This is a genomic window from Pseudomonas sp. 58 R 12 (assembly GCF_900005865.1).
Taxonomy (GTDB): Bacteria; Pseudomonadota; Gammaproteobacteria; order Pseudomonadales; family Pseudomonadaceae; genus Aquipseudomonas; species Aquipseudomonas tritici.
Genome location: NZ_CVTP01000001.1, coordinates 15,194 through 41,163, shown reverse-complemented (window position 1 = coordinate 41,163; position 25,970 = coordinate 15,194). Strand labels below are relative to the sequence as shown.

The following is a 25,970-nucleotide window of genomic DNA, read 5'->3' as shown; positions in this document are numbered from 1 at the left end:
ATGGACGCATTCTTCAAGGGCGTGGGTACGGTACTGCGCAAGAGTTGGGTATGGAGCTTGTTGCTGGTGTTTTCCAGTGCGCTGCTGGTGTGGTTTTTCGGGCCTCTGCTGGCGGTGGATGACTACCGATTCTGGCAAGGCTCGACGTCCCGTCTACTGACCATCAGCGTGTTGCTGCTGTTATGGGGGCTGGCAATGGTCGTGGTGGGGGCGCGCCGTACCACGCAACTGAATCAGCCTGAGCACCATGAGCGTCATCAACGGCAGGAATTGATCAACAACGAAACAAGACACGTGCGCGAGCGCTTCAAGGAGGCGTTGCAGACGTTGAAAGTCTCCCGTCGCTACGGTGAACGCAGCGAGCGTTGGCGTCATGCGTTGCCCTGGTACCTGTTGATTGGCGAGCAAGGCAGTGGCAAGACCTGCCTGTTGGCTGCCAGTGGCTTGCAATCTCCGCTCGACCGAGCTGAAGCGGCGACGCCAGGCATGACCCCATACTGTGACTGGTATTTTGCCGAAGAAGCCGTAATGGTCGAGACGGCTGGCCGGTACTTGGGCCAGCCAGACCATTCAGTCGATGCGGCGGGATGGTCGACACTGCTGGGTCTGCTCAAGTCCTGGCGCAGGGCGCGGCCGCTCAATGGCGTAATAGTGACGTTATCAGTCAATACACTTTTAAGTAGCAATGAGCACGACTTGGAGCGCCACGCACGTCATGTGCGTACCCGCCTGCATGACATCCAGCAGACACTGCATGTGGACGTGCCGGTGTACCTGGTGTTGACCCAGGCCGATCGATTGGCGGGGTTTGTCGAGTTCTTTGATGCGCAGCAGGGCGACGCTGCAGAAGATGTCTTGGGTGGGGGCCTGGTTGCAGGTGCGGACGGCATCGACATCGCCCAGGTGAAAGAATCGTTCGAAAACCTGTTGCAACGCCTGGGTGCGGAGCTGATCCCGCGCTTGCATCAGGAGCGAAACATGGAGCGTCGAGGCCGGATGCTCGACTTTCCCCGGCAGGTCGCACGCCTCGGTGATCACCTGTGCCTGTTTATCGAGACTGCGTTTTCCGCCCATCGCTTCCAGCGCATCAACGGCCTGCGCGGGTTCTACCTGACCTGTGCGAAGACCGGCGATGTGCGCCCTCACTTCGTCCAGGGCCTGTTCAATCGCGTGATCTTTGCCGAGGCCAATCTCGCCGGTTTGCATACCTCTGAGCGGCAGCGTCTACGTCGGCGTCATGGGCTGCTGGCGCTGGCCGCCTCTCTGGTCATCGGGACGGCAGCGGCGTTATGGGCGCACAGTTACGCGTTCAACCATCAGCGGCTGACGCAACTGACGGAGTTGAGCAAAACCCAGCCCTCCAGCCAATACCGTTCGGACGAGGGCCTTGCGTTGCTGGCGTTGCTGGACAGTCGCCTGGCTGCAACAAAAGTATTTGCACCGCTGGCGCAGGTCCGATGGGTTGATCGGGCAGGGTTGTATCAGGGAGAAATAACTCGTCCGATGGTGGTCGGCGCCTACGAAGAAGCCTTGCGCCAGCAACTGCTGACCCATGTGACCATGTTGCTCGAAGGGCAGGTGCGAGGCAGCCTGCATGACCGCGAGCGGTTGCTGGACAACCTGCGCGCCTACCTGATGCTCAATCTGCGGGAGCGGCGTGATGCCGAGTGGCTGGCAGAGCATATGGCAGGCCAGTGGTCGGGGGATGCTTCGACGCATAAACGTTTGAGTGAACACTTCACGCGGCTCCTTGAACAACCGTTTTTGGCGCCTTTGAATGATGAGTTGATCGCTCAGGCTCGCTTGGTATTGCGCGGTGAGTCGCTGGCTGAAGTGGTCTATCGGGCGCTGCGGGAACAAGCGCGGAACCTGGAACCGTACCGCCTGGCCGAAGGTCCGGCGTTCTCCAGGGGCGAGCCCCCCATACCGGGTTTCTATACCAAAAAATACCTGCAGTTCTTCGAGAAACAGGGCCATCAGTTGGTTAATTCCATTGCTCAGGATAACTGGGTGCTTGGCGAAGGCAGTGACCTCAGTGCGATGGATCTACGCAGGTTGATGCAGGCGTTGGAGCAACGCTATTTCAGTGAATACGCCGATGCCTGGAGTGACGCCCTGGGGCGGGTCAGGCTGTTGGAAAGTTCTAGTCTGAGACAAGGTGCGGAGCAGCTTGCAAGCCTGACCTCCGCTCAGTCGGCATTGGTGCAAATGTTGCAGCAGGTTCGCGAAAACACACGCTTATCGCCGAGCCTGGACCGACTTGATGCAGCAAACCAGCAGGTCGGTGAGTTGGGCGCGGCAGCCACCAGCGTGCTGACCAGAACGTTATCGCGCCAGGCGCAGCCTGATCCTGCCCGGCGTGCGTTGCAGCGCCGCTTCGAGCCTTTGCATCAGTTGCTTGATGAAGAGCAGAACCCTGGGGCCGAGTTGACGCAGACCTTACGCTTGATCGATGAGCTGCAACTGCAATTGTCGACACTGAACCGGGAGAGTTCGCCGGAGCAGGCTGCTTTCAGAATGGCCAGGCAACGCATGGACGGGCAGCAGCCGCTGTTGGGCAATCTGCGTGACGCGGCTGTCCGCTTGCCGCAACCGCTCAGGGGCTGGTTCGAAGGGGTGGCCGACCAGAGCTGGGGCCAGTTGCTTGATGGCGCGTATGGGTATGTGAATCAGCGTTATCAAAGTGAGATCTATGGTTTCTATGCGAAGGCTATCCAGCGCCGATACCCCTTCGATGCTCACGCCGGCAGCGACGTTGCCCTTAGCGATTTCCAGGAGTTCTTCAAACCACGGGGCGCCATGGCGCGCTTTTATGAGGGTTACCTGCGGCCATTTGTCAGTGTCGAGGGCTCCCGTTATCGCATGCGGGCCCTGGAAGGCCGCAGCCTGCCGATGGCGCGCTCGCTCCTCGACCAACTGACCAAGGCACAGACCATTCGCCAGGGGTTTTTCACTGAGGACCAGGGTGATTGGGCCGTGCGTTTTACGCTGGCGCCCTACAGCCTGGACCAGGCCGTCAGCCGGGCGACGCTGCGAGTGGGCGACCAGCAGCTGGAGTACCGTCACGGCCCAATCGTGCCGATGGCGTTTCATTGGCCGAACGAGGCAGAAAGCGGTCGCAGCAGCCTGGTGCTGGAGCGCGGTGCGGAGCGGCCCCTTGGGATTGAAAAAGACAGTGGCGCCTGGTCGTTGTTCCGGTTTTTCGACCTGATGCAAAGCGAGCCTGCCAGTGGAAGGAATGCGCAGATACTCAAAGCCGACCTGGCCGGCCTGCGTGCTAATTACCTGCTCACCAGTCAACGCAACCCAAGCCCGTTCCAGATGGCGACATGGCGCACCTTCCGCCTGCCGGAGCAACTGTGAGCAGGGCGCACCCTTGGCGAAGTGCCGGGCGCACGGCGCAAGGCAAGCGCCGTGCGCGCAATGAGGACGCGTTCCTGGATTGCCCGCAAGGTGGTTGTTGGGCGGTCGCCGATGGAATGGGTGGCCATCAAGCAGGCAATGTCGCCAGCCAATGGGTGGTCAGCAGCCTTGCTGCGCTGCCGGGCCAAGGCGGCTTCGATCAACGGATCGGGGCTGTGCAACGCTGCCTGAGAGGCCTCGACAGTCAGTTGCAACCTGCCGATGGCGTGGCGGGCATCATGGGCAGTACGGTGGTGGTGCTGTTACTCGAACACGACCGTGCGGCCTGTATCTGGGCAGGAGACAGTCGATGCTACCTTTGGCGTGGGCAGCGCCTGTACCAGCTCTCGCGTGACCACTCCCTGCAGCAACACCTCATGGATAAGCAGCAACTGAGTCCAGAAATGGCCCAGGCTCATCCAGGCGCAAGGGCGTTGACCCGTGCAGTTGGAGCCCGGCAGCCACTGAGCCTCGAGATACTGGAACTGCGTACCCATCCCGGAGATGTGTTTTTGTTGTGCAGCGATGGTCTGTACCAAGGGCTCAGCTGCAGGGAACTGGGGAGGGCCATGAGTGCAGGTACGCCACGGCAGGTGGTGGAGCAGCTATTCAGCGACGTATTGCGGGGGCCGGCGCGGGATGACCTCACCGCCGTGGTGGTCCAGTCATGAGCGCGGCGGCAGGTCCGCCTAACCTGCTGGCGGGGCGCTATCAGCTTGAACGAATCCTGGGTACCGGGGGCATGGGCGTGGTCTATCGGGCCCGGGACCTGATGCATGAGGCGTTCGGCGAGCCCGACTGCCGTGTGGCGCTGAAGCTGTTGGGCGAGACCCTTTCTGCCTCCGACGACGCTCATGTGTTGCTGTACAGCGAATTCGCCCTGACCCGAAGTCTGCGCCATGACCATGTGGTACGCGCATTTTCATTCGAGGTAGACACCACGCACCAACTGGCATTTTTCACTATGGAAGTGATGCCGGGCCTGACCCTGGATCGCATGCTCCCGGAGTGTCCGCAGGGGCTGGCATGGCAGGAGCTGCAACCCATGGCCCTGCAATTGCTGGATGCACTGGCCTATACCCATCGGCAAGGCGTCCTGCATGGGGATGTGAAACCGGCGAATATCATGGTGGGGGAGCAAGGGATACGCTTGTTCGATTTTGGCCTGGGCCATGCCGAGGCGCAGGCAAAAGCTGGGTTGCCGAGCTTGAGCCGCAGTCGCCTGAATGCCTGGACGCCGGCGTATGCGGCGCCTGAGCTGATAGCGGGAGGGGGGCCGTCGGCCAGTGCCGATTTGTACGGGGCTGCCTGCGTGCTCTATGAACTGGCCGAAGGCCGCCGCCCCGGCGAACGCCAGCAGAATCAGCGACTGCGTCGGCCCAGGCAACTGCCCAGGCACTGTTGGCCTTCGTTGTGTTCAGCATTGGCGATGGACCCCGAGCAGCGAACGGTAGGCGTCGCCGAGTTGCGCGATGCGTTGGCGGGCCGGCGTCGTTGCTGGTTCCTGAGCTAGTGCGTCAACCGGGGAGGTCATGCAGCTGGCAGTACTCGCTCCAGCCCAGGCCCGCCATCTGCGCCACTTCCCTGTGCACCTCGAGGCGCTGGGCTTCGAAGGCTTCGGCGGACTCGGAGGTCAGTTTGAGGGTCAATTCCCAGGCAAACAGGCCTTGGCGTTCGGCTTCCGCTTCGAAGGCTTCATGCAGCCGCTCGGCGCGGTACTGCGCCAGGGTTTCGCCCTTGGCCTGGGCGGCCAGCGGGTTCAGGGTATTGAGTTCGGTGGCCACATCGGGGTGTTCGTTGAGGAACCTGTCCAGTGCTAACTGGTGGTTATCGCCAGGTGGTGACAAAGGCTTGCTCCAATCAAGGGCCGGATTCCGGTCGGTGGGATGCACAGAGGCGACGCGCGCGTTTGCGCAGCCGGCGGTGGGTCCAGGCGCGTATGGGGTTGAGTAAAAACAATAACAGATACGCGCTCAGCACGAGGGCCAAGTCCACAGAGCTATTGTTGGGGGACCCCGTCGCCCGTTCAATAACGCCCCTGCTGATCAACAGCAGCGCGACGCCGAACACCCACAGCAGCACGTTGAAAAACAGCGGGTGCCCCTTCATTGGCAGCTTACTTTGCATAGCCAGCTTATCTCCCTGGTGCCTGCTTCCTTTGCAACAACCTTCCTTGATCAGTTGCGCCCCCGGCGCCGCGAGCCTGCACCCATAAACACACAGGCAGTAAGTATTGAAGCAGACTCCGCGATGGGCCCAGCTTAGAAAAGTCAATTATTTGGAAATATTCAGCGAATTTCCTGTCATCCATTGTTGAAAAAACACCCGGAGGAATGGCAAAAAGCTTTCGCTCACTGTGCCTGGACGTGTAGCGTTAGCCCGTGTTTACGGCGCTGCCTTCCAGGGACAGTGGGCGATGGGCAGAGGGATGGGTCATGGCGCAAACGCTGTTCAAGCTTTTCTTCACCCAACGTCTGGCCGCCTTGGCCAGCACGGAGTCGCTGCGAGCGATCCGCGAAGGGTTGTTGTGGATCCTGCCGTGCCTGCTGGTGTCAGCGAGCTTTCTGATCCTGTCTGAATGTGCTCGCGTGCTTGGCTTCGACCCGCAGGTGGTGGCGTTCCTCGCCGGCCTCCACAATCAGATCAGCTCCGTCATCCCACTGCTGGTGGCCGCTTCCATTGGCTACATGCTGGCGATCCAACATCGCCTGCCGCAGCTGCCGGTGGCATTCCTGTGCCTGGCTCATGTGGTAGTGGCGACGTTTGTCCTGCGGGAGTACCCGCGCGCCTCGGCCACCTTCGTACTGTTTATCGCGATTGCCTCGCCGCTGTTGAATGTGCCGGCGATTGCCTGGCTGCACCGTTACCGCTGGACCCGAGTGGTCAACGAAGACCTGGTGGGGCACAACCTGCGAGGTACGATCAACATGGTGGTGCCGGGGGCGATCACTGCCTTGGCGTTGGTGGCAGTGCTGTCCTTGTTGTTGCAGGTGCCCTATGTGGCCCAACTCCAAGGGCCGCAGGTACTCAATGCGTTGGAATCGCCCTACGGCAGCGGCCTGTTTGTGACATTGATGAATTCGCTGCTGTGGTTTTTCGGGATCCACGGTGTGTACGCCATGCAACCGTTGTTCGATGTGCTGGACCAGGCCGTAGTGCTGAATAGCACGGCGTCGGCAGCGGGCGAGCCCATCAAGTATGTGTTGAACAGCGGCCTGTTGGGCAGCTTTGCGTTTATCGGTGGTTCGGGCGGTGCATTGTGCCTGTTGCTGGCGATCCTGCTGTTCTCCAAGAGCCAGTCCATGCGCCTGTTGGCGGTGGCGAGTGTGCCGCTCTCACTGTTCAACGTCAGTGAAGTGCTGCTGTTCGGTTTACCGATCATTCTCAACCCGCGCTTGTTCATACCGTTTCTGATCGTACCGGCGTTGAACGCCACGGTGGCGTTAACCGTGGTGCAGATGGGCTGGGTGTCGCCGGCAGTGGTCAGCGTACCGTTCACGGCGCCTGTGCTGCTCAACGCCTATCTCAGCACCCACGGCGACCTGGCGGCGGTGGCGCTGCAACTGGCACTGCTGGCCCTGGGCACGCTGGTGTATGCGCCGTATGTGCACGCGATTCATCGCCAGGCCACTGAGGGCGGCACGGTCTACCTCAAGTCCCTGGACATGACCTTCCGTGGCCTTGAGGAAAAGGGCCGGTTGCGCGAGTTGGACCCGGTGCTCGCTTCGCACAAGACCTTGGCGCGCCAGGCCACTGAGCTGAGCCGCATCCAGCAGATCAGCGACTACGAGTTCTACCTCGAATTCCAGCCGCAGGTCTCGACTCGCACCGGCCTATGCACCGGCTGTGAGGCGCTGATGCGAGCCCGTGATGCCCAGGGCACGGTGCATTCGCCGTGGGAGTTCCTGCAATGGCTGGCCCAGGCGCAGTTGATGCCGGACGTGGATGTGTGGGTGGCATCCCAGGCGGTTCGCCAATACCAGAAGTGGCAAAAACTTGGCTTTGCCTTGCCGATGACCATCAATATTTCCAGCGCGACCCTGACCGACGCTGCCTATGGCGAGCGCCTTGTGGAGATTCTGGCCCAGGCCCACGGGCAGGTATCGGTGGAAATCACCGAGGACGCGCTGGTCAGTGATATCCAGGCCACGCGCCAGACCATCCAGAAGCTGCAAGCCATGGGTGCCAAGGTTTACATCGATGACTTCGGCACCGGGTTTTCGGCCTTGAGTTACCTGCACCAGTTTCCGGTGGACTTCATCAAGATCGACCGCAGTTTCGTGGTGGCCCAGCATGATCCCAAGGGCGCTCAGGTCATGACCGGCATGTTGCGTTTTTGTGAGGCCCTGAACTTGGGTGTGGTGGTGGAAGGGGTAGAGACTGCCGAGCAGTTGGCCTTCCTGAACACCGGCGCCGAATTGATTATCCAAGGCTGGTATTTCAGCAAGGCGCTGCCGGGCGATCAGTTGGAAGGCTTTGTGCGAGCGCGTGCCGCGTTAGCCGAGGGCTAATAACCGCGCTGGGTCTGCTCGATTTCCTCGACCAGGCTGTCTATTCCAGCCAGACGAGCCCGGTTGTCATGGTCCCAGGGGTGAAAACCGGGTTTGAAATAATGCAACCACGGCACCAGCATCCGTGGGAAAACCCCCTTGGGCCCATACAGAAACTTCAGCATGCGCCAGAAGCCTTTCAGGTGCCCCCCCGATTTGCGGTCGGCAATCAGCAGGCGCAGGTGGAAATCGAATACCACCAGCCAGAAGAGCAACGTGGTGGTCAGCATGGTCCCGGTGCGTAGCAAGTAACGCTTGGGGCCGGGCTTGATCACGCGGTTCCACACGTCGAAGGCTACGGCCTTGTGTTCGGTTTCCTCCAGGGCGTGCCAGTACCACATCTGCTGGTAGCCTTTGAGTGAATGGCCGAAACGTGTCGGGTCGCTCAGGAGTATTTCCGCCAGCATCGCGGTGTAGTGTTCAAGCGCAATGGTCACCGCGAGGTTGAAGGACGGCGGCAGGTGTTTTTTCTGCAGGTCGAGGATGAATTTAAGCCGTCGGTCCAGGGTGTGTGCCGGCAATCCTGCCTCTTGCAGCAGGTTGTTGTAGGCCACGTGCTCACGGCTGTGCATGGCCTCCTGGCCGATAAAACCCTGGACCTCTTTCTTCAGTTCAGGGTCATCGATGTGCTGGCGGTAGTGGCGCACGCTGTCCATGAAAAACAGCTCGCCCTGGGGGAACAACAGCGACAACGCGTTGAAAAAATGCGTGATGAACGGACCCTGTTCATGCCAGTCCTTGATGCGCTCGGCGGGCAGGTCAAAATGGATGTCACGGCGGATCGGTAACATAGTGCATGCTCCTGTTCAGAGACGGGGCTCGTCGTTGGTTTCAAACACCGGCGTGCGGGCTTTTGGGGCCATGCGCTGGCTGGCGAATACCACTAAGGCTTGATAGGCCGCCGGCAAGCACCGGGCGAGCAGGTCGAGGAAATACGCGTCACGGCCGATCAGCACACGACGCTTGTTTTTGCGCACGCCTTGCAGGATCACTTTGGCGGCCTGGTCGGCGTCGGTGATGAACAGCTTCTCGAAGTCGGCGCGGGCCTGCTGTTCGCTGTGGATCAGGAAACCGGTCATGTTCGCGTCGATACGGCTGCTGCGACAGATATCGGTACGAATGCCTCCCGGGTGTACGCAGGTGGCAGAGACGCCGCAGCGCTGCATATCCAGCTCTTGGCGCAGGGATTCGGTAAAGCCGCGCACGGCAAACTTGGTAGCGTTGTAGCCACTCATGCCGGGTTGGGCAAACAGGCCGAATACGCTGGAGGTGTTGACGATATGGCCGTCACCCGAGGCTTTCAGATACGGCAGGAACGCCTTGGTGCCGTGGACCACACCCCAGAAGTTGATGCCGACAATCCATTCCAGGTCGGCGTAGTCCACACCTTCCACCGTGCTCGACAGCGCCACCCCGGCATTGTTGAACACCAGGTTGACCTGGCCGTGTTCGGCAACGCAGCGCGCGGCCCAATCCAGCATGGCCTGGCGGTCGGAAACATCCAGCACCTGGGTGGTGATCAACACGGGGGCCAGGGTCGAGGTCTTGATCAACGCCTCGGTCTGTTCCAAGCCCTGGCTGTTTTTGTCCGCCAGCGCCAGGTGGCAGCCTTCCCGAGCCAGGGCCAGGGCGAGGGCGCGACCCATGCCGGATGCCGCGCCGGTAATGGCCGCTACGCGACCGTTGAATGACTTCATGACAGGCTGCCTTCTGCGGTGGAGTGGGGCGCCGGCACTGGACGGCTGGGCGCGTTGACCGGTAGCAGGTCGGCCACATAGTCCTTGAGCGCAAACTGCCGGGTGACCTGCTTGAAGCGCCAGGTCGAGCCGGGCCATAGGGTGGTGTTCTTGCCTGTGCGCGGGTCGAGGTACCAGCTTTGGCAACCGCCGGTGTTCCAGATGGTGCGCTTGAGCTTGTCTTGCAACTGTTGGTTGTAGGCGCTTTCGACACTGGGTTTGACGTCGACAGTGGCGATGCGATGCCGCTGCATGTGCTGGAGTGCGTCGAGGATGTAGGTGACCTGGGCTTCGATCATCAGGATCATCGAGTTATGCCCCAGGCCGGTGTTGGGCCCGACGATCAGGAACAGGTTGGGATAGCCCGGCACGGTGGTGCCCTTGTAGGCGTGGGCGCCGTCCTGCCAGGTGTCCATCAGGTCCACACCACCGCGCCCGATGATGCAATCGCGGGGCAGGGGATCGGTGGCTTGGAAGCCGGTACCGAAGATCAGGCAATCGGCCGGGTGCTTGATGCCGTCGGCGGTGATCACACCGTCAGCTTCAATGCGCAGCACGTTGTGGGTGACCACCTCCACATTGCTGCGCGACAACGCTGGGTAGTAGTCATTGGAAATCAGCACGCGCTTGCAGCCGATGGTGTAGTCCGGGGTCAGCGTTTTGCGCAGGGAAGGGCGAGCCACTTGTTTATGCAGGTGGCGCAAGGCGATTTTCTGCACCATCTTCATCAGCCGTGGGTGCAGGGCAAATCCGACCACGCGGCCTTCCAGCGCCCAGTAGAAGGCGCCGCGCACCAGGCGCTGAGTGAAGGGCAGGTGCTTGAACAGCCAGCGTTCGAAGGGCGAAACCGCGCGGTCGGGCTTGGGCATGATCCACGGCGGGGTGCGTTGGAACAGGTCCAGGTGAGCCACCTGCGGCGCGATCTGCGGCACGAACTGAATGGCACTGGCGCCGGTGCCGATCACCGCCACGCGTTTGCCCTTCAAGGAATAATCGTGATCCCACTGTTGGGAGTGAAAGCGTTTGCCCTTGAAGCTGTCGAGCCCTGAAATATCCGGCAGCGCCGGGCGCGACAAGCCGCCCATACCCGACACCAGCACCCGCGCACTGACCTGACGGCCATCGCTGAAGCTCAACTGCCAGCGTTGCTGTTGGTCGTCGAACACCGCGCGTTTGAGGCCCATGCCGAAGCGCAGGTAGGGCGCCAACCCAAAGCGCGTGGCGCATTGTTCCAGGTAAGCGCGGATCTCTGCCTGCGGCGCGAACTGTCGCGTCCAGTCCGGGTTGGGCGCAAAGGAAAACGAATACACATGGGACTGCACATCGCAGGCGCAGCCTGGGTAGTGGTTGTCCCGCCACGTGCCGCCGAGGGTGTCGGCCTGTTCGGCAATAAAGAAGTCGGTGAACCCGGCCTCCTTGAGCTTGATCGCCATGCACAGGCCGGCAAAGCCTGAGCCGATGATGGCAATGTCGATTGAATCACTCTGGGCATTCATAAGCAGTCCTTCGTGGGCATCGGGTGTGCTCGCTTTCTTGTTTTGTCTTTTAGATAGAACACCATTGCAAAGAAAAATTGAATTACTTATTTTAAAAAAGATTTTAAATAATCTACCTGAAAATATCGCCTACGCTAGTCCCAGGTTCCTCATGTGCGAGTTGTCCGACGGACAGGCACGAAGTTTAGGTCCAGGGTGTGGACGATGGCTGAGGCCTTGATCAATTCCGGTCGGGTCGCCAGCAGTAGGGATGCAGAGGACCGAGCTATGGCTGTTGAATGGGTTATCGCTGCGGCTGTGTTTATAGGCGTGAGCGCTGCTTTGTGGGGGTTCAGTGCCTGGATGACGCGGCGTATCGAAGCTGCCGTTCCGAGCAACGGGCGCTATATGGAAGTGAATGGCGAGCGCTTTCACTATTACGAGGAGGGCAAGGGCCCACCGCTGTTGATGATTCACGGGCTGATGGGCAGCAGTCGCAACCTCACCTATGCCTTGTCCGGCCAGTTGCGCGAGCACTTTCGAGTGATCACGCTTGACCGTCCGGGGTCGGGCTATTCCACGCGCCATAAAGGCACCGCCGCAGACTTGCCGGCCCAGGCGCGGCAAGTGGCAGCCTTTATCGACACGCTGGGCCTGGAAAAACCGCTGGTGCTGGGGCATTCCCTCGGTGGCGCGATTTCACTGGCGCTGGCCCTGGACCATCCCCATGCCGTGTCTGGCCTGGTGTTGGTGGCACCCCTGACCCATCCCCAACCCACATTGCCCCTGGTGTTCTGGTCACTGGCGGTACGACCGGCCCTGCTGCGGCGTTGGGTTTCGCACACCCTGACCGTGCCAATGGGCCTGCTCACACGCCGCTCGGTGGTCAAGGGCGTGTTCGCTCCGGACACTGCCCCAGAGGATTTTGCTACCCGGGGCGGCGGGCTGCTGGGCATGCGGCCCGACAACTTCTATGCGGCGTCCAGCGAGATCGCGCTGGTCAACGATTACCTACCGGACATGGTCAAGCGCTACCCGCAACTGACGCTGCCGATCAGCCTGATTTATGGCGCGCGTGACAAGGTCCTGGACTTTCGCAAACACGGGCAGGCCCTGGCTGACAGGGTCCCCGGCCTGAAGCTGCAGGTGGTGGAAGGGCGCGGCCATATGTTGCCGATCACCGCCACGGCGCGGGTGGTCGAGGCGGTAATGCAATTGGCCAAGCGTGCCCGGCCGCCGGAAACCGCCGCGATCCTGCATCCGCCATTTGCCTTGGCAAACAAATAATCGTGGCCTCCACTGCGCGGTGGACGGTCCGAAATGCTTGCCCTAGAGACCTGACCAAACGGCAGAAAAACAGACTGCCCAGTCACGCGGAAAAGGCCTCGAAAAAGTAGTTGACGACCTATCGATTCCGCGCTATTTCTTTAAAAAAATATTTCAATGTTTATTTTGAAATGATTTTTGAAATGCCTAAGAGCGAATAAAAATGAAAAAAACGCCTTTTATCGCATGGTTGATTTCTCGGAGCATTCAGCGCTCCCCGAACCTTTTTTCTGCCTCCCTGCCACGGAGGTTGCCATGAATCAGACTCTGGCAGCCCCAAGCGTATGGACCGACGGCAAGCGTCACCTGTGGTGGCTGGGCATCATGCCCCTGGCCACGCCATTGCTCTCCGGTGCCCTGGCCATTTCCACCGGTATCCAGCAACTCTGGTGGGTTGGCGTGCTGGTGATCTTCGGCCTGATCCCGCTGATCGACGGCTTGCTTGGTGAGGATGTGAGCAACCCGCCCGAATCCGCCGTCAGCCACCTCGAATCCCAAAGCTATTACCGCTGGATCGTCTACACGGGCGTGCTGTTCGTCATTTCATCGGTGGTGATCACCGGTTGGCTGGCCGCCGGCGGTATCGACTGGATCATCCGGGGTGGTTTGTTGCAAGCTGCCGCGAACCTGGAACCGTCCAACTGGTTGTCCCACGCCGCCAGCTACATCACTGCGCGCACTCAGCTGCATGGCGAAGCGAGCTGGTTCACCTACCTGGGCATGGCCATGTCGACAGGTGCCGCTACCGGCATCGCGATCAACACGGCCCACGAACTGGGACACAAGCCCAACGCGTTGGAAGTGTTCCTGGCCAAGGTCACCCTGGCCCCGACCTTCTACGGCCACTTCTACACCGAACACAACCGTGGCCATCACGTACGTGTGGCTACACCGGAAGATCCAGCCAGTTCGCGCCTGGGGGAGAGCTTCTGGGCCTTCCTGCCCCGCTCGGTATGGCTCAGTGCCCGTTCGGCGTGGAACCTGGAGCGCGAACGCCTGCGCAAGCTCGGCTTGCCCGCCTGGCATTGGCAGAACGGCGTACTCAGCGCATGGATGTACAGCGTGGTGCTGTGGGGTGCGATGATCGCGTGGTTGGGCGTGTCAGTGATCCCGTTCCTGATCATCCAAGGCATCTACGGCTTCTCGCTGCTGGAAGTGGTGAACTACGTCGAGCATTACGGGCTTAAACGCCAGAAGTTGCCCAATGGTCGTTATGAGCGTTGCTCACCACGGCATTCATGGAACAGCAACCGTATTGTCACCAATATCTTTCTGTTCCAATTGCAGCGGCACTCCGATCACCATGCCAACCCAACCCGTAGTTATCAGTCGTTGCGCCACTTTGATGAGTCGCCGCAACTTCCCTACGGCTATGCGAGCATGATTGTCTGGGCCTATGTGCCTTACTTGTGGCGCCGTCGCATGGACCATCGAGTGCTGAACCATTATGCCGGGGATATCACCCTGACCAATCTTCAACCTTCACAACGCTTGAAGTATCTGGAGAAATACAGCGGCAGTGCCAAGCCGTTCTGAGGTGAATTAAAACATGTGTTGTGCGCTCGGGATCTGTGCATCGCGCAGGTCTCTATCGCCCAGGATTCTCCAAATGAGTTGCAAAAAAACAGTGTTTGACCCGAACAAAAATAATTTAAAGGGAAGGACGTACACTATGCAATCACCTGCCAAGTTCACCACCCATATCGTATTGGCCGCGCTGGGCCTGATCGTCTATCACCAGGCTCAAGCTGCGCGCATTGAGCCTGCCGGCAGTGCGTTTACCGCCCAGGGCCCCATCAGTTTTTCCAAAGGTGCGCTGATCAGCGCCGACTGCACCATCAAGGTCGCCGGCAAAGTGGCGGCCGACGGCTCATCGGTGAATGTCGACAAAGTTGAATTCGATGGCGGCCTCAAATGCAGCCGAGTCGAAGCCATTAACCTGCCCTGGGTATTAGTTGCCAAAGACACCAAGAGTGGTTCTATGTCGAAAATCAGCGTGGATGTTCATGCCTTTGGTTTAGGCGGCAAGTGCGGGCCTTCTACCGCCGAGGGAACATGGGATAACGCCACCGGTAAGTTGGAAGCCGCGAATGTACCGATTGGCGAAGACTGCACAATCAAGACGGTGTCGATCAAGATGCCACCGAACTTCAAAGTGGTTGAATAAACATTAAATGTTGTTGCGGTAATTGAATTGAGATTTGGCTGGAAAGGGAAGTTCTGCAGTTTCACCGTGACCTCTCGATCATGGCCATTACCCCCTGGCGAATGACTCGCCATAACATGTGAGGAAAAACAATGAAAAGCTTGAAAACCCTCGTATCGTTGTCTGCTTTGGCTGTTTGCATGGGTGCTGCTTCCATGGCGAACGCTTATAGCATCGCTCCGGTTAACACCAGCTTCACCGCGCCAGGCACCATCTCGGTGAAATCGCCATCCTCCTTCCAAGCCACCGTTAATTGCGGTGCGACGTTCACCGGCAATGTTGATGCGACGGGCGTTGCAAAAATCACGGGCGTGGCGGTGACCGGTGGCGGGCTGTGCGCCCTGCCCAAGATCACTGGTTTGCCCTGGACTTTGACCGCCACTGGCCCGGCTGCCGGTTCTGTGACCAACGTCGGTTACACCATCGCCAGCTCGATTCTGTACCCGGCCTCCAATTGCGGCCCGTCCACCATTACCGTGGGCTACAGCGGCGGCGTGCTGTCGGCAGCCAACCAGACGCTGAGCGGCAGCTGCACCGTGGTGAGCCTGAGCGTGACACCAAGCCCTGCGCTGACCATCGTGCCTTGAGAGCCGCTTGAGCACACAGGGTTGATCACCCATTGAAAACTGGCGCCTGAACCAGGCGCCAGTTCATGAATAGCCAGGCAGCAAGACGAACCGGCGGGACCGGCTCAGATAACAATAAGGAGTGCCGCATGAATAATAAGAAACAACATGTGCAGGTTTTGCTGGGGCTGGCGCTGATAGGAGGGGCGATTGTGATCGCACCCGTGCAAGCCGGCGGTTTTTCAACGCCGACCTACGGCGCGCCAGGTTGGGGTCGGGCTTTTGCGGGCGGCTCGCTGTTCAAGAATGACCCGAGCTCGGCGTACAACAACCCAGCTGCCATGGCTTTTGTAGAGCATAACGTTGCGCAATTTACCGTCGACTATGCGCGTATCAAGATCAAGTACAAGGGCGATGCCTCTGATTATGCAGGTAACCCGATTTCCAGTACTCCGTTGGACGCAGGAGGGTTTCCCGACCTCGCGGCGACCACTGCTAACAACAACGACGGCGGGCAAGGCGGGTTTACGGCCTGGTTGCCAACCGGTTTCATGGTGATGCCCCTGGGGGATCGGTTCGCTTTCGGCCTGAGCCAGGTCGTTCCCCAAGGCATGCGCTCCACCTGGGATCAGGATTCGAAACTGCGCGACTTTGCCGTGGACACCAAGATCGAAACGGTGGGTTTGACGGGGTCCCTGTCGTTCAAGGTCAATGATCAATTCTCCATCGGTGGTGGCGTGATCGTGCAGCACAGCAAGGGCTTCGTAAGCCAGAACGTCGACTTGCTATCTGCCGCTGCCGTGTCGGATTCCGTCCTGGGCGGGGTCACGTTTCCATCGGATGTCGGTAGCGCATTGATGCGTGTCAAGGTCGACAATATCTCGGCTGGCTGGTTTACCGGCGTCGTGTGGAAACCCACGGACCGAGATACGTTGGGCTTGAACTACCACGCCAAGATCAAAAACAAAATGACCGGTAAATACAATATTTACGCCGATCAGTTTTCCTACAACCTCATGACCCAGCCGAGCCCTTTCGGCGGTAGCGGCACACTGGTTAATACGGCTTATCCCGGCCTTGAACTGGCGCCGGACGGTGCCCATGCCAGTGTCCAACTGGACATTCCTGCCACTGCGGGCCTGGATTGGGTGCACCAGTTCAACGACCGATTCACCCTGGGCGCCAGCGTGACCTGGACGCAGTGGTCGTCGTTTAAAGACCTTACGCTCAAGTCGGGAGGCGCGACGATCGTCTCCATCCCCTACAACTATAAAGACACCTGGATGTACTCGGTCGGCGGCGATTTCCGCGCCACCGATGAATTGACCCTGCGTGCCGGTGTGGCCATCGACCAGACACCCACCCGCAACTCCACCCGTGACCCACGGATCCCGGATGGGGACCGCACCTTTCTGTCGTTGGGCGCTGGGTACGATGTCAAAGCGGTCAAGGGTTTGAGTCTCGATGTTGCGTACTCCCACCAGTTCGTTCAGGAGGTCAAGCTGAAGACCCAGAACGTCGATCGCCTGGGTGGCGCCAGCCTCAACGGCAAAGCCGAGTCGTCGGGCGATGTCGTCAGCTTATCGGCAACCTACGCGTTCTGACGTTTGCGGAGGCCGATGGAAGAAGGCATCAAGCGCATCTTGCTGCCTTCAACCAGCGGTTCGTCCTCAATTCAGCGACAGCGAACTCTTCTCATATCAACATTCCTGCTGCCCCATGCCTCTCGCATCTTATCGCTAGCAACTTGTTGCAGTGTTGCTCCGAGCCCATCCTAATCCGACACGCAATTACCCTTCGTAGCGCTGCTCTGAGGAGCCGCCACAACTTCCCTACCGTGACGCAAGCCAAAGTATCTGGAGTGGGTTACGCAATCACGCTCTGAATAAAACGCTGATTTCCATCGCTCAGATTTTTCCTATTTCGGCGCATGCTTAGTTGTATGAAAGTTGCTATGTCCGAATAAAAATAATTTTGAGGGAAGAGTGCTGGCGATGCAATTACCTAAAGTATTCTGCCCTCTCTGCCTAGGTTCCCATGGGGCTGTTCACTTATCGCAAGGCCGTGCCCGCTTGGCAGCGCCTACTGCACTCTCACACACCATTACCGAATGAATTGATTCTAGCTATGTATAGATCATTGATTTGAAGTTTGGCCGGATCAAGGGGTTTCGCTATGTTCCTTTAACTTCTCGATCCTGGTCATTACCCCGGCGAATAACTCGCCTTTATATGTGAGGAATATAATGATGAACTTTAAAACCCTCGTGTCGTTGTCTGCCCTGGCTATTTGCATGGGGACCGCTTCCATGGCCAATGCGTACAGCATTACCCCGGTAAACACCAACTTCACTGCACCCGGCACGATCTCGGTGAAATCCCCGTCTTCCTACCAAGCTGCTGTTAACTGCGGGGCCACCTTTACCGGCAATGTCGACGCCGCCGGCGTTGCAAAAATTACCGCTGTAGCCATCACCGGTGGTGGTCTGTGCAGCCTGCCCAAGATTACCGGCTTGCCTTGGACATTGACGGCGACGGGGGCCACGGCGGGTTCTGTGACAAATGTCGGGTACACCATCGCGGGTTCTATTCTGTACCCGGTCTCCAATTGCGGTGCTTCCACTATCACAGGCAACTACAGCGGCGGTGTGTTGACGGCGACCAATCAACCGCTGGCCGGCAACTGCACGGTAGTGAGCCTGAGTGTCAAGCCAACGCCAGCGTTCACCGTTGTGCCTTGAGGGTGGCTTGAGCACACAGGGCTGATTGCCCGTTAAAAGACAGGCGCCTTTCACCAGGCGTCTGTTGGTTTAGCTATATGAGATGGCATTAGGAATACCGTATGAATGACAAGACACGACCGGTACAGGTTCTCCTGGGGTTGGCGTTTATGGGCGGGCTGATGATTGCCGCACCTGTGCACGCCGGTGGTTTCTCCACCCCGACTTATGGTGCGCCTGGCTGGGGCAGGGCATTTGCCGGTGGTTCGCTGTTCAAGAACGATCCGAGCGCTGCGTACAACAACCCAGCTGCCATGGCGTTCATAGACCGTAACGTTGCGCAGTTCACGGTCGACTACGCACGCATCAAGATCAAATACACAGGCGCGGCCTCTGATTACGCAGGCAACCCAATTTCCAGTACCCCGCTGGATGACAGCGGTTTCCCTGATCCCACAGCGACTACCGTGAACAACAACGACGGTGGCCAAGGAGGTTTTTCCGCTTGGCTACCGACGGGTTTCATGGTGATGCCGCTTGGTGACCAATTTGCCTTCGGGCTGAGCCAGGTTGTACCCCAAGGCATGCGATCCACCTGGGATGAAGACTCGAAACTGCGCGGTTTTGCAGTGGATACCAAAATCGAAACCGTGGGTTTGACGGGGTCATTATCGTTCAAGGTCAACGACGAGTTTTCCATCGGTGGCGGCGTGATCGTTCAGCACAGCAAGGGCTTCGTCAGCCAGAACATCGACTTGCTGTCGGCAGCGGCGGTGTCCGATTCCATACTCGGCGGCACTCCTTTCCCATCGGACGTGGGCGGCGCGTTGATACGGGTCAAAGTCGACAATATTTCAGCAGGCTGGTTTACCGGCGTCGTCTGGAAACCTACGGAGAAAGACACCCTGGGTCTGAATTACCACGCCAGGATCAAGAACAAGATGACCGGCAAATACAACATTCATGCCGATCAGTTTTCCTACAACCTTATGACCCAACCGAGCCCATTTGGCGGCAGCGGTACGCTGGTGGGCACGGCTTATCCGGGACTTGAGCTGTTTCCGAACGGTGCGCATGCCAGTACCCAGCTGGATATCCCTGCCACCGCGGGCCTGGACTGGGTGCACAGGTTCAATGATCGATTCACACTGGGGGCAAGCGTGGTTTGGACGCAGTGGTCGGCGTTCAAGGACCTGACGCTCAAGTCCGGTGACCTCACGATCGTCTCTATTCCCTACAACTACCAGAACACCTGGATGTACTCCCTGGGTGGAGACTTTCGTGCCACCGATGAACTGACCTTGCGTGCGGGCGTGGCCGTCGACCAGACGCCTACCCGTAACTCGACCCGTGACCCGCGGATCCCGGATGGTGATCGCACCTTTCTGTCCGTTGGCGCCGGGTACGACGTAAAGGCAATCGAGGGCCTGACGCTTGATATTGCCTATTCCCATCAGTTCGCTGAGCAGGTGAAGTTGAGGACCCAAAACGTAGACCGGCTGGGCGGCGCGAGTCTCAATGGCAAGGTCAAGGCGTCCGGCGATGTCATCAGCCTGTCGGCGACCTACACGTTCTGATGTTTCGCTGGGTGATCCGCTCAGCGTGTTGATGGACCAGGCGGCCCGCTCGGCCGTCATTTTTTTGCCCTAGCGTTAAATAATTATTTCAAAACAAAATTTGAATATAGTTTTCGAATTTTGTAGTGTGGCGTTACGCCGCAGGTCATCCGACCCGGCGCACGTAGGCCGTACCCTGAATCAAGTAGAGGTATCTCCATGGTTATCTGGTTACTGGTGGGTTTCGCAGCAGCGATTGCCCTGGCATATCGACAAGCTGCCGCCACCCTGTGGTTGGGTGCCGGCCTGGTCTGGCTGGCGGCGGGTTACCTGTTCAACGTGGTTGCCGGATTCGGTACCACCGTCGCGGCCGTGCTGGTGGTGTTGCCCGCGTTGCTGATGACGATCAAGCCCCTGCGCCGCACCTTGCTTACCAGCAAGGCCCTAGGCCTGTTTCGTACGATCATGCCGGCGATGTCCGACACCGAGCGCGCCGCCATCGAGTCTGGCACTGTGTGGTGGGACGCCGAGTTGTTCAGCGGCAAGCCCAACTGGCAGCGCCTGTTGCAAGCTGCTCCAGCCAGTCTGAGCGCCGAAGAACAAGCCTTTCTCGACAACGAAGTGGAAACCCTGTGCGACATCGCCAATGACTGGGAAACCACCCAGGTGTGGCAGGACATGTCACCCGAAGGCTGGCAGTACACCAAGGATGCCGGGTTTCTCGGCATGATCATTCCCAAGCAATACGGCGGCAAAGGGTTCTCCCACTACGCGCACTCGCAAGTGGTGATGAAGTTGTCGACGCGCTGTTCGGCGGCGGCGATTTCGGTGATGGTGCCCAATTCCCTCGGTCCGGCGGAGCTGCTGTTGCATTACGGCACCGATGCCCAACGCAATTACTACCTGCCGCGTCTGGCGCGGGGCGAAGACATTCCGTGCTTCGCGCTGACCAGCCCCTATGCCGGCTCTGATGCGGGGGCGATTCCCGACCTGGGCATCGTCTGCAAAGGCACCCATGAAGGCGAGGAAGTGCTCGGTTTTCGTGTGACCTGGGACAAGCGCTACATCACCCTCGGCCCGATTGCCACGGTGTTGGGCCTGGCATTCCGCGCTGAAGACCCGGACGGCTTGCTCGGTGCTCCCGGCTCACTCGGCATCACCTGTGCACTGATTCCAACGTCCCATCCCGGCGTGAACAGCGGTCGCCGTCATTGGCCATTGAATGCTGTGTTCCAGAACGGTCCTACCACCGGTAAGGATGTCTTCATCCCACTGGAATGGGTGATCGGTGGCCGCGAGCAAGTCGGCAATGGCTGGCGCATGTTGATGGAATGCCTGGCAGCGGGGCGGGCGATTTCCTTGCCGTCGGCCAACGTCGGCCTGGGCAAGGTCGCGGTGCGCGGCACCACGGCCTACGCTGCCATGCGTAAACAGTTCGGCTTGCCGATCGGAAAATTCGAAGGCGTGCAGGCGCCACTGGCACGCATGGCCGGGCACCTGTATGCCTGCGATGCGGTGCGTAAAGTCTCGGTAGCGTCCCTGGATGCGGGTGAGAAACCTTCGGTGATCTCGGCCATCGCCAAGTACCACGTCACCGAGCGCGCGCGCATCATCGTCAATGACGGCATGGACATCGTTGCTGGCAAGGGCATCTGCATGGGGCCGAATAACTTCCTGGCGCGTGCCTATCAGCAAAGCCCCATCGCCATTACCGTGGAAGGCGCGAACATCATGACGCGCTGCCTGATCATCTATGGCCAGGGGCTGATTCGTTGCCATCCCTATGTGTTCCGCGAGATGGAAGCAGCGAGCAACCCGGACCGGCGCAAGGCGCTGGAAGACTTCGACAGCGCGATGTTCGGCCATGTGAGCTTTGTGCTGGCTAACACCGTACGCGCGGCAGTGCATTCTCTGACAGCGGGGCGGCTGATATCCGTACCGGCCAAGACCGACCCCGCGTTGGCGTCCTACTATCGCCAGGCCAATCGTCTGTCGGTGGTGCTGGCGTTGATTTCGGACGTTTCCATGGGCGTACTGGGCGGTGCCCTCAAGCGTAAGGAAAGTATCACCGGGCGCCTGGGGGATATTCTGTCGCAGCTGTACATTTTGTCCTGCGTGCTCAAGCGCTTCGAGGATGACGGCCGGCCCCAGGCGGACCTGCCGTTGGTGCACTGGTCGGCCCAGGATGCATTGCTGCGGGCTCATGAAGCGCTGGCCGAGGTACTCGATAACTACCCGTCAAAAGCGGCGGCGGCCGTGGTGCGGGCGTTGACGTTCCCGTTCGGTATCCCGTTGCGCAAACCTTCGGACCGTCTGCTGGCCCAGGTGGCGGATGTGGTGCAGACACCAGGCGAAACCCGCGACCGCTTGCTGGCCAATTCCTACATCCCACGTCCGGAAATCGACAAATTGGCCTACGGCGAACTGGGCTTCCGCCTGTTGCCGCAGGTGGAGCTGATCGACGCCCGACTCAAGCCCGCCGTCAAGCAGGGCTTGATCGAACCGATGCCGATCTCAGCCACGGCCTTCACCGTCTGGCGCGTCAAGGCGCGGGCGCTGGACCTGATCAGCGACGACGAAGACACCTTGCTCGGTCGCTATGTGGAATACGCCGACCACGGCATCCAAGTGGATGACTTCCCGCAGGACTTCGGGTTGCTGGAGGCGTTGCAGCGGCGCAAGCAAGCGCTGGAGCCTATGCCAAAGCGCCGAACCGCCCAAGGTGAAAGTACCTCGGTGAATTAGGAGAAACACGATCCAAATGTGGGAGCGGGCTTGCTCGCGAATGCGGTGGATCAGTCGCTGCATCGGGTGACTGAAACGGCGCATTCGCGAGCAAGCCCGCTCCCACACTGATCGGGTTTACAGCCAAGACAGCGTTGTGAGTAGAACTACCTATGAGTGACAGCTACCTTTCTTTCGTCAATTCCCCTTGGGGCCGTCGCCTGGCCCAGGCCGTTGGTCTGCCGCAACCCTTGGCGCTGCAACGTCATCGCAGCGGCCAGCAAGGCCTGGCCAACCCGGTGATCCTCGCCGGGGCAGGGCGCCTGGCCTTTGAGGTGCAGCGGATTTTCGCGGCCACCGACACCGTCACCGCCACCCCGGCCTCGCTCAAGGCGCCGTCCACGGTGAACGTGCAGGGCGCGGTGTTTGACGCCAGCGCCGTGGCCGACCTGCAGCAACTGGATGAGCTGTATGTGTTCTTCCATGCCAACGCCAAGCGCCTCGGTCAGCACGGCCGCGTGGTGGTACTCGGTACCGCGCCGGAACACTGCCAGGACTTGCCCCAAGCCATCGCCCAACGCGCCCTTGAAGGGTTGGTGCGTTCGCTGGCCAAGGAGTTGCGCCGGGCGATCACCGTGCAACTGATCTACGTGGCGCCGGGCGCCGAAGACGCACTGGACAGCAGCCTGCGGTTCTTCCTGTCGCGCCGGTCGGCGTATGTATCGGGGCAGGTGGTGCGCCTGGAAAAACCGGTGGACGGCCAGGTTCCCGTCAACTGGGACAAACCCTTCGCCGGCCGCCGCGCGCTGGTCACCGGCGCTTCCCGTGGCATCGGTTTGGCGATTGCCCAAGTGTTGGCGCGCGACGGTGCCCATGTGGTGTGCGTGGATGTACCGCAGGCCCAGGCGTCGCTGCAACACGCGGCGGAGAGTGTCGGCGGTTCGGCGCTGCCCCTGGATATCACTGCAGCGGATGCCGGCGCACTGCTGCAGGCCCATGTCAGTCAATACGGCGCTTTTGACGTGGTGGTGCACAACGCCGGGATCACCCGCGACAAAACCATCGCCAAAATGACCGAGACGGCGTGGCGCAGCGTGCTGGCGGTCAACCTTGAGGCGCCCCTGCAACTCAGCGACGCGTTATTGCAAAACCAAGGGTTGAACCCCGGTGGGCGCATCGTGTGCGTGTCGTCGATTTCCGGCATCGCTGGCAACCTCGGGCAAAGCAATTACGCCACTTCCAAGGCCGGTGTGATCGGCCTGGTCCAGGGCCTGGCACCGCGTGCGGCGGCGCAGCACGTCACCGTGAATGCGGTGGCGCCGGGGTTTATCGAAACCCAAATGACCGCGAAGATCCCGCTGATGATTCGTGAAGCGGGGCGGCGCATGAATTCGCTGTCCCAAGGCGGGCAGCCGATCGATGTGGCGGAGACCATTGCCTGGCTGGCGCACCCTGCGTCTGGCGGGGTCAACGGCCAAGTCGTACGCGTGTGCGGCCAAAGCCTGCTGGGAGCCTGAGCCATGGACTACGTGACACAGATTATCGACCCACCGCCATCACGCACCCGCTTGCTGCTGGACGGCGTGCGGGCCTTGCGCAAGCCAGCGCTCGACGGTGCGCCTGTATTGCCCAAGGAACGCCTGGTGCGCTCGGCAGTGGAGTTATCCGCCGCTGGCATTGCCGCGTATGGCCGTGCCTGTGGTTTTCGCCGCGAGCAAGGCGTGCCGCTGTCTTATCCCCATGTGTTGGCGTTCCCGCTGCACCTGATGCTGTTGACCCGCCCGAGTTTCCCGTACCCGGCCAGCGGCATGGTGCACCTGGCGAATCGTATTCGTCAGCACCAACGCCTGCACGAAGGCCAGGCCTTGCGCCTGGAAGTGTATTGCGAGCGCTGGGTCGCGCATCCCAAGGGGCAGGCGTTGAGCATCGCGACCCGTGCCTACAGTGCTGGCACCCTGGTATGGGAGAGCGACAGCCTGTACCTGCGCCGGGATGTCAACGACCCGGTCGGCGAGCCCTGGGACGACGCGTTGCCGTTGCAGGAAGAAGGGTTGTTGCGCACTCAACGTTGGGTGCTGCCCGCCGACCTGGGCCGGCGCTTTGCCAAGGTCTCGGGGGATTTCAACCCGATCCACACGTCGGTGATCGGCGCGAAAATCTTCGGCTTTCGCCGTGCCATCGCCCACGGCATGTGGACCTTGGGCCGCGCCCTTGCCGCGCAGCAACCGCCCGGTGGGCTGGACCAGGCCGAGGCGCATTGCGATTTCAAGCTGCCGATCTTCCTGCCCGGCCAGGTCGCGCTGTGGAACCGTCCGGCAGCGGGCCCTTGCCGTGAGTTTGAAGTCCGCAATTTCGCAGGTGACAAGCCTCACATGCGTGGACTGTTCGTCTGGAAAGAGAGCCTTAAATGACTGATTACAGCTTCAACCGAGCTCCGGTTCGCCGCGTCGCGATTATCGGCGGTAACCGCCTCCCTTTTGCGCGCTCCAACACGGTGTACGCCCACGACAGCAACCAGGATCTGCTGGTCGCCGCCTTGCAGGGGCTGGTCGACCGCTACAACCTGCACGGCCAACGCCTGGGTGAGTTTGCCGCCGGGGCGGTGATCAAGCATTCGCGGGATTTCAACCTGGCGCGTGAGTCGCTGCTGTCCACCACCTTGTCCCCGGACACCCCAGCCTACGACGTGCAGCAAGCCTGTGGCACCGGCCTGGAAGCCGCATTGCTGGTGGCGAACAAGATCGCACTGGGCCAGATCGAGGTGGGCATTGCCGGGGGTTCCGACACCACCTCCGACGCCCCCATCGGCATCAACGAATCCCTGCGCCACACCTTGCTCGCGGCCAACCGCGCCAAGGGCATGGGCGACAAGCTGAAAGCGCTGCTCAAGGTTCGGCCGTCGATGTTTTTCAAGCCCTTGCTGCCCCGCAATGGTGAGCCACGCACCGGCCTGTCCATGGGCGAACACTGCGAGGAAATGGCCAAGCGCTGGCAGATCAAGCGCCTGGCCCAGGATGAGCTGACACTCACCAGCCATCAGCGCCTGGATGCCGCTTACAAACGTGGCTTCTTCGACGACCTGATCAGCCCCCATCGCGGCCTGGCCCGGGACAATAACCTACGCGCTGACGCCAGCCTGGAGAAACTCGCCGGGCTGTCACCCGCTTACGACCGCCAGAACGGCACGCTCACCGCAGGCAACTCCACGCCGCTGACCGATGGCGCTTCGGTGGTGTTGCTGGCCAGCGAAGAATGGGCAGCCGAGCACGGCTGGCCAGTGCTGGCTTACCTGCGGACCGGCGAAACGGCAGCCGTGAACTTTGTCGACGGCACCGAAGGCCTGCTGATGGCCCCGGCCTACGCGGTGCCACGCATGCTCAAACGTGAAGGCCTGAGCTTTAATGACTTCGACTTTTTCGAGATCCACGAGGCCTTTGCCGCCCAGGTGCTGTGCACGCTCAAGGCCTGGGAAGACGCCGATTATTGCCGCGAGCGTCTAGGCTTGGACGCGCCGCTGGGCCCCATTGACCGGGCGAAAATGAACGTCAACGGTGGCTCGCTGGGCTGCGGTCACCCGTTCGCCGCCACCGGAGGCCGGCAATTGGCAGCGCTAGCCAAGATCATCCATGAGAACGGCGGCGGGCGCGGCCTGATTTCCATCTGTGCGGCAGGCGGACTGGGCATTACCGCCATCGTCGAAAAGTAGCTCT

20 protein-coding genes are annotated in these 25,970 nt (G+C 60.2%); 15 read left to right on the top strand and 5 right to left on the bottom strand.

Features of this window, described 5'->3' with window-relative positions:
* Genes tssM through BFP95_RS00145 form a run of 3 tightly spaced genes read left to right on the top strand, consistent with a single transcriptional unit; the run spans nucleotide 1 to nucleotide 4,915 of the window.
* A complete protein-coding gene (gene tssM, locus BFP95_RS00155) occupies nucleotides 1–3,363 on the top strand; it encodes a type VI secretion system membrane subunit TssM (RefSeq protein ID WP_065908848.1) in 3,363 nt (1,120 codons plus the stop codon).
* Nucleotides 3,360–4,073: a PP2C family protein-serine/threonine phosphatase gene (locus BFP95_RS00150; RefSeq protein WP_139113176.1), complete on the top strand. Its 714-nt coding sequence runs from the start codon at nucleotides 3,360–3,362 to the stop codon at nucleotides 4,071–4,073. The genes tssM and BFP95_RS00150 overlap by 4 nt, the downstream gene beginning before the upstream one ends.
* Nucleotides 4,070–4,915 (top strand): serine/threonine-protein kinase, encoded by an 846-nt coding sequence (locus BFP95_RS00145; RefSeq protein ID WP_065908845.1) that lies wholly within the window; start codon nucleotides 4,070–4,072, stop codon nucleotides 4,913–4,915. Before BFP95_RS00150 ends, BFP95_RS00145 begins: the two co-directional genes overlap by 4 nt.
* 4 nt (nucleotides 4,916–4,919) lie before the next feature.
* Here BFP95_RS00145 and BFP95_RS00140 read toward each other — a convergent pair whose 3' ends face one another.
* On the bottom strand, nucleotides 4,920–5,249 hold the full coding sequence (locus tag BFP95_RS00140; RefSeq protein ID WP_065872012.1) for a DUF6388 family protein: 330 nt from the start codon (nucleotides 5,247–5,249) through the stop codon (nucleotides 4,920–4,922).
* 13 nt (nucleotides 5,250–5,262) lie between these two features.
* Nucleotides 5,263–5,529, bottom strand: coding sequence for a hypothetical protein (locus tag BFP95_RS00135; RefSeq protein WP_065880700.1), 267 nt, complete (start codon nucleotides 5,527–5,529; stop codon nucleotides 5,263–5,265).
* 308 nt (nucleotides 5,530–5,837) lie between these two features.
* On the opposite strand from BFP95_RS00135, the gene BFP95_RS00130 reads away from it, so the two are divergent.
* On the top strand, nucleotides 5,838–7,913 hold the full coding sequence (locus tag BFP95_RS00130) for an EAL domain-containing protein (protein WP_065872010.1): 2,076 nt from the start codon (nucleotides 5,838–5,840) through the stop codon (nucleotides 7,911–7,913).
* Here BFP95_RS00130 and BFP95_RS00125 read toward each other — a convergent pair.
* Genes BFP95_RS00125 through BFP95_RS00115 form a run of 3 tightly spaced genes read right to left on the bottom strand, consistent with a single transcriptional unit; the run spans nucleotide 7,910 to nucleotide 11,184 of the window.
* Nucleotides 7,910–8,743 carry a metal-dependent hydrolase gene (locus tag BFP95_RS00125; RefSeq protein WP_065872009.1) on the bottom strand — a complete coding sequence of 278 codons (834 nt, stop codon included), beginning with the start codon at nucleotides 8,741–8,743 and terminating at the stop codon, nucleotides 7,910–7,912. The two genes, BFP95_RS00130 and BFP95_RS00125, sit on opposite strands and share 4 nt — an antisense overlap.
* A gap of 15 nt (nucleotides 8,744–8,758) precedes the next feature.
* Entirely contained in the window at nucleotides 8,759–9,649 is an 891-nt protein-coding gene (locus BFP95_RS00120) for an SDR family NAD(P)-dependent oxidoreductase (protein WP_065890861.1), read from the bottom strand.
* A complete protein-coding gene (locus BFP95_RS00115; RefSeq protein WP_065880702.1) occupies nucleotides 9,646–11,184 on the bottom strand; it encodes a flavin-containing monooxygenase in 1,539 nt (512 codons plus the stop codon). Before BFP95_RS00115 ends, BFP95_RS00120 begins: the two co-directional genes overlap by 4 nt.
* A gap of 267 nt (nucleotides 11,185–11,451) precedes the next feature.
* Here BFP95_RS00115 and BFP95_RS00110 point away from each other — a divergent pair, with 267 nt between their 5' ends.
* The 11 genes from BFP95_RS00110 (at nucleotide 11,452) to BFP95_RS00060 (ending at nucleotide 25,966) form a co-directional block, all read left to right on the top strand.
* Entirely contained in the window at nucleotides 11,452–12,450 is a 999-nt protein-coding gene (locus BFP95_RS00110; protein WP_065880703.1) for an alpha/beta fold hydrolase, read from the top strand.
* 294 nt (nucleotides 12,451–12,744) lie between these two features.
* Nucleotides 12,745–14,025, top strand: coding sequence for an alkane 1-monooxygenase (locus BFP95_RS00105; RefSeq protein ID WP_065890863.1), 1,281 nt, complete (start codon nucleotides 12,745–12,747; stop codon nucleotides 14,023–14,025).
* 136 nt (nucleotides 14,026–14,161) lie between these two features.
* Nucleotides 14,162–14,656, top strand: coding sequence for an alkane oxidation protein activator PraA (praA, locus tag BFP95_RS00100; protein WP_065872004.1), 495 nt, complete (start codon nucleotides 14,162–14,164; stop codon nucleotides 14,654–14,656).
* Nucleotides 14,657–14,787: 131 nt separating this feature from the next.
* A complete protein-coding gene (gene praB / locus BFP95_RS00095) occupies nucleotides 14,788–15,282 on the top strand; it encodes an alkane oxidation protein activator PraB (RefSeq protein WP_065872003.1) in 495 nt (164 codons plus the stop codon).
* A gap of 128 nt (nucleotides 15,283–15,410) precedes the next feature.
* Entirely contained in the window at nucleotides 15,411–16,865 is a 1,455-nt protein-coding gene (locus BFP95_RS00090; protein WP_065872002.1) for an outer membrane protein transport protein, read from the top strand.
* Nucleotides 16,866–17,506: 641 nt separating this feature from the next.
* Nucleotides 17,507–18,001 (top strand): alkane oxidation protein activator PraB, encoded by a 495-nt coding sequence (gene praB / locus BFP95_RS00085; protein WP_065872001.1) that lies wholly within the window; start codon nucleotides 17,507–17,509, stop codon nucleotides 17,999–18,001.
* Between the two features lie 101 nt (nucleotides 18,002–18,102).
* Nucleotides 18,103–19,557, top strand: coding sequence for an outer membrane protein transport protein (locus BFP95_RS00080; protein ID WP_065872000.1), 1,455 nt, complete (start codon nucleotides 18,103–18,105; stop codon nucleotides 19,555–19,557).
* Nucleotides 19,558–19,755: 198 nt separating this feature from the next.
* On the top strand, nucleotides 19,756–22,281 hold the full coding sequence (locus tag BFP95_RS00075; protein ID WP_065871999.1) for an acyl-CoA dehydrogenase: 2,526 nt from the start codon (nucleotides 19,756–19,758) through the stop codon (nucleotides 22,279–22,281).
* 152 nt (nucleotides 22,282–22,433) lie between these two features.
* Complete coding sequence (locus tag BFP95_RS00070; RefSeq protein ID WP_065871998.1) at nucleotides 22,434–23,777, top strand: 3-oxoacyl-ACP reductase; 1,344 nt, start codon at nucleotides 22,434–22,436, stop codon at nucleotides 23,775–23,777.
* Nucleotides 23,778–23,780: 3 nt separating this feature from the next.
* Nucleotides 23,781–24,671: a MaoC/PaaZ C-terminal domain-containing protein gene (locus tag BFP95_RS00065; RefSeq protein ID WP_065871997.1), complete on the top strand. Its 891-nt coding sequence runs from the start codon at nucleotides 23,781–23,783 to the stop codon at nucleotides 24,669–24,671.
* Nucleotides 24,668–25,966 (top strand): acetyl-CoA C-acetyltransferase, encoded by a 1,299-nt coding sequence (locus BFP95_RS00060; protein WP_065890866.1) that lies wholly within the window; start codon nucleotides 24,668–24,670, stop codon nucleotides 25,964–25,966. Before BFP95_RS00065 ends, BFP95_RS00060 begins: the two co-directional genes overlap by 4 nt.
* Nucleotides 25,967–25,970 lie beyond the last annotated feature (4 nt).